This is a genomic window from Sinorhizobium americanum (genome assembly GCF_001651855.1).
GTDB classification, from domain to species: domain Bacteria; phylum Pseudomonadota; class Alphaproteobacteria; order Rhizobiales; family Rhizobiaceae; genus Sinorhizobium; species Sinorhizobium americanum.
Map to the genome: position 1 here is coordinate 114055 of NZ_LNQC01000040.1, position 6441 is coordinate 120495.

Sequence of the window (6441 nt, forward strand, 5' to 3'; positions counted from 1 at the left end):
GACACCATGTCTCAGTCGTCTGCCCCTGCCGTACACGGATCCGAGAACATGCGCCGCCTGCTCGCGCTTGGGCTTGGCTCCATCGGCGTCGTCTATGGCGACATCGGCACGAGCCCGCTCTATGCCTTCCGCGAAGCGCTGCGCCCGGTCGCCCATGACGGCGTCACGGATGCGGAGATCATCGGCCTGATCTCGATGATGATCTGGTCGCTGACGATCATTGTGACGATCAAATATGTGCTCTTCCTGCTGCGGGCCGACAACCAGGGTGAGGGCGGCACCCTCTCGCTGCTCGCCCTTTTAATGAAGACGGCCAATGGCCACGCGCCGCTTTTGTTCTTCATGGGTGTCGCGGGAGCGGCGCTCTTCATCGGCGACGCGATGATCACGCCGGCGCTCTCGGTTCTCTCCGCCGTCGAGGGCCTGAAACTGGTGACGCCGGCGCTTTCGGACTATGTCGTTCCCATTGCCGTGGTCATTCTGCTGCTTCTTTTCGCCGTACAGTCGAAGGGCACAGCGGCCGTCTCGAATTTCTTCGGGCCGATCACGCTCGTCTGGTTCCTTGTCATGGGCGGGATCGGCCTCGTGCACATTGCCGACGATCTGTCGATCTTTGCGGCCTTCAATCCATTCTATGCTGTAACGTTCTTGCTCAACGAAGGCTATATCGGCGTCATTGTGCTGGGCGCCGTGTTCCTGACGGTGACGGGAGCGGAAGCGCTATACGCCGATCTCGGCCATTTCGGCCGTCGGCCGATCCAATGGGCGTGGTTCACCATTGTTTTTCCGGCATTGACCCTGAACTATCTCGGCCAGGGCGCCTTCGTGCTCGAGCATCCGGATGCCATGTCCGACCCGTTCTTCCTGATGTTCCCGAAATGGGCGCTGCTTCCCGTCGTCGTTCTTGCGACGGCGGCGACCATCATCGCCAGCCAGGCGGTGATCACCGGCGCCTTCTCGCTGACGCGGCAGGCGATCCATCTCGGTTTCCTGCCGCGCATGGCGATTTTCCATACGTCCGAAACCCATACCGGCCAGATCTATTTGCCCAACGTCAACACGCTGCTGATGTTCGGCGTCATGGCACTCGTATTCGTCTTCGGCTCCTCGGAGTCGCTTGCGACCGCCTACGGGATTTCCGTTACCGGCGCCATGGTCGTGACGACGATGCTCGCCTTCGAGTTCCTGCGTGCGCGCTGGAATTGGTCTGGCTGGTGGGCCGCCGCCGCTTTGCTGCCGCTCCTCACGCTGGAACTCGTCTTCCTCGGCGCGAACATGCTGAAGATCCATGACGGCGGCTATGTGCCGATCCTGATCGCGGCGACCTTCATCATCGTCATGTGGACCTGGAAGCGCGGCACGGAGATCCTCCACAACAAGACCCGCCATATCGACATTCCGCTGGCGAGCTTCATCAAATCGATCGAACGCAAGAGCGAACACGGGCCGGTCGCCGTTCCGGGCACGGCGATCTTCCTGACGAGCGACCCGGATGCGACGCCCGCCGCCCTCCTGCACAACATCAAGCATAATCACGTCCTACACCAGCAGAACTTCATCCTGACGATCCGCACCGCCAACACTCCGAAGGTGCCCAAGGAAGAGCGCGTCAGCGTCCTGCCGCTGTCGGAACGCTTCACCCAGCTCGAGATGAGATTCGGCTACATGGAAACGCAGAACGTTTCCCAGGCGCTCGGCCTGTTTCGCAAGTCCGGCCTGAAGTTCGACATCATGTCGACCTCATTCTATCTCGGCCGCCGCAAGCTCGTGCCCGACGCTCAGTCCGGCATGCCGCACTGGCAGGATCGCCTCTTCATCGCGCTCGCAAACGCCGCAATCGATCCTTCCGACTATTTCCGCCTGCCGACCAACCGCGTCGTCGAACTTGGCTCGCACGTGATCATCTGACGAGCCTTCGTTCGACGCGCCGACATTAACCAAACATCAAGGTTAATGCTTCATTTTCGAGGCTCGAACGAAGCGACCCCGGACAACCGTCCGGACGCTTCAAGATCTTAGCGTCCCTGCATGGCATCTTCAGGCCGGCCCAAACCAGAGCCGGCTTGCGAGAACGCGTGCGCGAGTAAGAGTTGTGTGGAGCGGTATGATGCGTAGGAGTAAGCAGTCGCGTCGCAAGTTTCGCCTGTCCTTCTCGGCCTGGCGCGCCCCGGCCATCATCGGCCTCGCCATTTTCCTCGGCTTTCCGTCGGTCGCTGCCTATTCCGATCTCGCCACATTTCTCTCCGGCATCAACCGAGGCGGGGAGCGTTGGCGCATGTATCTCACCCGGTCGCCGGCCGGATCGGTTCACGACGTCGACATGGTGTTTGCCGATCCGATCACGACCGGAGGGCTCGACGGCGGCGCCGGCATGACGCTTTCCGATGGCAGACGCGTCGCCCTGACGGCCGAATCGAAGCATCAAGGGGGAACTCCCGATGAGGACCGCGTCACCCGCAAGCTGAAGAAGGGCCGCATCGTCGCTGTCACGCCGGTAACGCCGCCAAAGGACTTCAGCGCCGGCTCGATCCTCAAGCGCACGAGCTTCCTGATGGAGCCCGATTTCGACGGGGCGGAGAAGATGGCTTTCGCCAAGCCGAATATCAAAGGCAAGGAGATCGAGATCGCCACTGCCTTCTACCGCAGGAAGCCGCCGCGGCCGGACCCGGGCGTTTCGCCCATGCTTGCCAAACTCGTGACCAACCGCGACGCCGACGTCCTCGCCACTGCCTACGTCCGGCCGGAGCCGGACTATGCGCGCGAATCCCCTTTCGATTCGATCCTTCGCGAAGACAAGAACGGCGGACGTTTCATTCCGGACATCTCCCCCGACGATCATGCCTGGGCAGCGACGGCGTTGCCGGCGACGGTGTTCAGCAAGGAGGAGCAGACCTGCCTTGCCGAAGGCATCTATTTCGAGGCACGCAGCGAATCGGTGAAGGGCCAGGCGGCGGTTGCCCAGGTGATTCTCAACCGGGTGCGCAATCCGACCTACCCGAAGACGATTTGCGGCGTCGTTTATCAGAACAAGGCCTGGCGCAATCGCTGCCAGTTCTCCTTTGCCTGCGACATGATCCGTGACCTCATCTATTCGCGTTCGCATTGGAAGACCGCGAAGGAGGTTGCGATGGCGGTCACCGCCGGAAAGATCTGGCTCCCGGAAGTCGGCTCTGCGACGCACTACCATGCCACCTATGTGAAGCCCGCCTGGGCGAAGACCATGAAGCGAGTCGGGCAGATCGGCCTGCACATCTTTTATCGAACCTATGGCGGCGGCTGGAGTTGATCGGCGGCAGGATTCCGCACAACTCCCGCCTGCATCGCGAACACAAGCTCCGACAAGCCAGGACGATTTCCGGTGCAGCATTGTCGCAGGTGTCGCAAAATTCCATTAAGTATTTGAAATTAAACGTGAATATTGTCCACGCTCAATACCCCCGCATGCCTTGACTATGCGGGTGCCTAAAACTATGTTGCGCGCGACTTCAAATGGGGCCGAACCGTGGCTTGAGCACCGGCCGTTTGTATGACCGAGATCGCGTTCGACCGCGTGGGGCTGCAAAGGGGAGCCATGTGACGGAGAAGCCGGAAGAAAGTCTGGAAGCGCGGCTGAAGCGCCTTGGCGAGGACATCGCGTCGAAGCGCGTGGATGTTTCGGATGAGGCGGAGGTTCGAAGCGCGGAGAGCCGCAAGGGCTACGCAGCAGCGATGAAGCTCTCGAGCGAGTTCATCGCCGGCATCGTGGTCGGGGCGTTCCTGGGCTATCTTTTGGACCATTTTGCGGGTACAGGGCCGTGGGGCATGATCGTCCTCCTGCTTCTCGGTTTCTGTGCCGGTGTTTTGAATGTGCTGCGTTCTGCCGGTCTGGTGGCGACACCCGACCAGCGCGGAGGTGGTTCTGGGAATAGCAAGAAGGACGGTGACGGCGCCTGAGGCGCCGTCCGGAAAACACGGTTTCCGCTTGCGGGCGGGCAGAACGAAAGAGAAGCGCGGTGTCAAACGATCCGACCCACCAGTTCCTGATCAACAAGATTGTCCCGATCGAGATTGGCGGAATTGACTTTTCCTTCACCAATGCGTCGCTGTTCATGGTGGCGACCGTCGGTGCTGCCGCGGGCTTTCTCTACCTGACGACTTCTCAGCGCGGAGTCATCCCGACGCGCATGCAGTCGGTCTCTGAACTGTCCTACGAGTTCATCGCCTCGATGCTTCGCGAAGGGGCGGGCAGCCATGGGATGAAGTTCTTCCCGATGGTCTTCTCGCTGTTCATGTTCATTCTGACGGCGAACCTGCTCGGCATGTTCCCGTATTTCTTCACCGTCACCAGCCAGATCATCGTGACCTTCGCTCTCGCCGTCTTCGTGATCGGCACGGTCCTCCTCTACGGCTTCTACAAGCACGGCCTTGGCTTCCTGAAGCTTTTCGTGCCGCATGGCGTGCCGGGCGCGCTGCTGCCGCTGGTGGTGTCGATCGAAGTCATCTCGTTCCTTTCCCGTCCCATCAGCCTCTCGGTCCGTCTCTTCGCCAACATGCTGGCCGGCCATATCACGCTGAAGGTCTTCGCAGGTTTCGTCGCCTCGCTCAGCGCCTTTGGTGCGCTCGGTGTTGGTGGCGCGATCCTGCCGCTCATCATGACCGTCGCTCTCACCGGTCTTGAGTTCCTCGTCGCCTTCCTCCAGGCCTATGTCTTTGCGGTACTGACCTGCATGTACCTCAACGACGCTGTCCACCCGGGAAGCCACTAAGGAATAACAGTCGCTCGCTTCCGGTCGGCTTCAGCCGCCGGGGGCGCAAATCCTAAGCCGCAACACCATTCGAAGGAGTCAATCATGGACGCGGAAGCAGCAAAGTTCTTGGGTGCAGGTCTTGCATGCCTTGGTATGGCCGGCACGGCTCTCGGCCTCGGCAACATCTTCGGCAACTATCTGGCCGGCGCTCTGCGCAATCCGTCGGCTGCTGACGGCCAGTTCGGCCGCCTCGTATTCGGCTTCGCCGTTACGGAAGCTCTGGGCATCTTCTCGCTGCTCGTAGCCCTGCTCCTCCTCTTCGCCGTCTAATAACGGCCGAAGTTCCGGCCGCGATCCCTCGGGTTCGCGGCCGCGCATATCTTTAAGTGCACCTTGGAGGTGAGCATGTTTGTGACCGCGGCCTATGCCCAGCAGTCAACCACCACTGAAGGCGCCGAAGCACACGATGCCCCTGCGGCCGGTGAGGTGCACACCGAAACGGGTGTGGCCCACGAAGGCGAGCATGGTTCCGGCGTGTTCCCGCCCTTCGATTCAAACCATTTCGCTTCGCAGCTGCTCTGGCTGGCGATCACCTTCGGGCTTTTCTATCTCCTGATGTCGAAGGTCATCATTCCGCGCATCGGCGGGATTCTCGAAAAGCGCCATGACCGCATTGCCCAGGATCTCGACGAAGCCACCCGCCTGAAGGGCGAGGCCGATGCCGCGATCGCTTCGTACGAGCAGGAATTGGCGAATGCCAAGGCTAAGGGTCACTCGATTGCCGACACGGCCCGCGAAGAGGCCAAGAGCAAGGCCAATGCGGACCGCGCCGCCGTCGAGGCCGAGCTTGCAAAGAAGATCACCGCTGCCGAAGCGCGCATCGCCGAGATCAAGTCCAAGGCGCTTGCCGATGTCGGTGCTATCGCCGAGGAGACGGCCACGGCCGTCGTCAAACAATTGATTGGCGGCAACGTCACGAAGACCGAGATCGCTGCGGCGGTCAAGGCGTCGGCCGACAACTGAGGGGCAGAGAACAATGGCACTTGATGCGACTTTCTACGCCCTCGTCGGCCTGATCCTCTTCTTCGCTCTCATCGCCTATCTCAAGGTTCCGGGCAAGATCGCCGAAGCGCTCGATGCCCGTGCCGACAAGATCGGCAACGAACTGGCGGAAGCCAAGCGCCTGCGCGAGGAGGCCCAGAGCCTGGTTGCCGAATACCAGCGCAAGCGCAAGGATGCCGAGGCGGAAGCCGCCAGCATCGTCGCTGCCGCCCAGCGCGAGGCCGAGATGCTGACGGCGGAAGCCAGGCAGAAGACCGAGGACTACGTCACCCGCCGTACGGCCCTTTCCGAACAGAAGATCAAGCAGGCCGAAAGCGACGCAATCAACGCGGTTCGCGCGGCAGCCGTCGATCTCGCGATCAGCGCGGCCGAGAAAGTGCTTGCGACGAAGACGGACGCCAGCGCTCAGGACGCCCTCTTCCAGAAGGCGCTCGGCGAGGTCAAGGGACGTCTGAACTAAGCTTCAGCTACTCTTCGCGATTTTGAGAGCCCTGCTTCGGCGGGGCTTCTCTTTTTGGGCTGGGTCTGTCAAGCAAAGGACATCCTCTCCGCGCCTACAAGGCGCGGCGTCGGGTGCCCGTCAGGAGTCTGGCTTCTCTGCGAAGTCGGCGCGCAACCGCTTCATGATCGGGTCGGATGGAGGGGCATCTCA

Annotated in this window: 7 protein-coding genes; all 7 read left to right on the forward strand. The window is 61.3% G+C overall.

The window, feature by feature from the left end; all coding sequences use genetic code 11:
* Positions 1–6 precede the first annotated feature (6 nt).
* The 7 genes from ATC00_RS04655 to ATC00_RS04685 all read left to right on the forward strand — a co-directional run bounded on the left by ATC00_RS04655 (position 7) and on the right by ATC00_RS04685 (position 6249).
* Positions 7–1908, forward strand: coding sequence for a potassium transporter Kup (locus tag ATC00_RS04655; protein WP_064252119.1), 1902 nt, complete (start codon positions 7–9; stop codon positions 1906–1908).
* 196 nt (positions 1909–2104) lie between these two features.
* Positions 2105–3286 (forward strand): cell wall hydrolase, encoded by a 1182-nt coding sequence (locus ATC00_RS04660; RefSeq protein ID WP_082912016.1) that lies wholly within the window; start codon positions 2105–2107, stop codon positions 3284–3286.
* Between the two features lie 287 nt (positions 3287–3573).
* Positions 3574–3933: an AtpZ/AtpI family protein gene (locus tag ATC00_RS04665; RefSeq protein WP_037379142.1), complete on the forward strand. Its 360-nt coding sequence runs from the start codon at positions 3574–3576 to the stop codon at positions 3931–3933.
* 59 nt (positions 3934–3992) lie between these two features.
* Complete coding sequence (locus ATC00_RS04670) at positions 3993–4745, forward strand: F0F1 ATP synthase subunit A (protein ID WP_064252120.1); 753 nt, start codon at positions 3993–3995, stop codon at positions 4743–4745.
* Between the two features lie 84 nt (positions 4746–4829).
* A complete protein-coding gene (locus tag ATC00_RS04675) occupies positions 4830–5057 on the forward strand; it encodes a F0F1 ATP synthase subunit C (RefSeq protein WP_026612986.1) in 228 nt (75 codons plus the stop codon).
* Between the two features lie 75 nt (positions 5058–5132).
* On the forward strand, positions 5133–5750 hold the full coding sequence (locus tag ATC00_RS04680; RefSeq protein ID WP_064252121.1) for a F0F1 ATP synthase subunit B: 618 nt from the start codon (positions 5133–5135) through the stop codon (positions 5748–5750).
* Positions 5751–5763: 13 nt separating this feature from the next.
* Positions 5764–6249, forward strand: coding sequence for a F0F1 ATP synthase subunit B (locus ATC00_RS04685; RefSeq protein WP_037379150.1), 486 nt, complete (start codon positions 5764–5766; stop codon positions 6247–6249).
* Positions 6250–6441 lie beyond the last annotated feature (192 nt).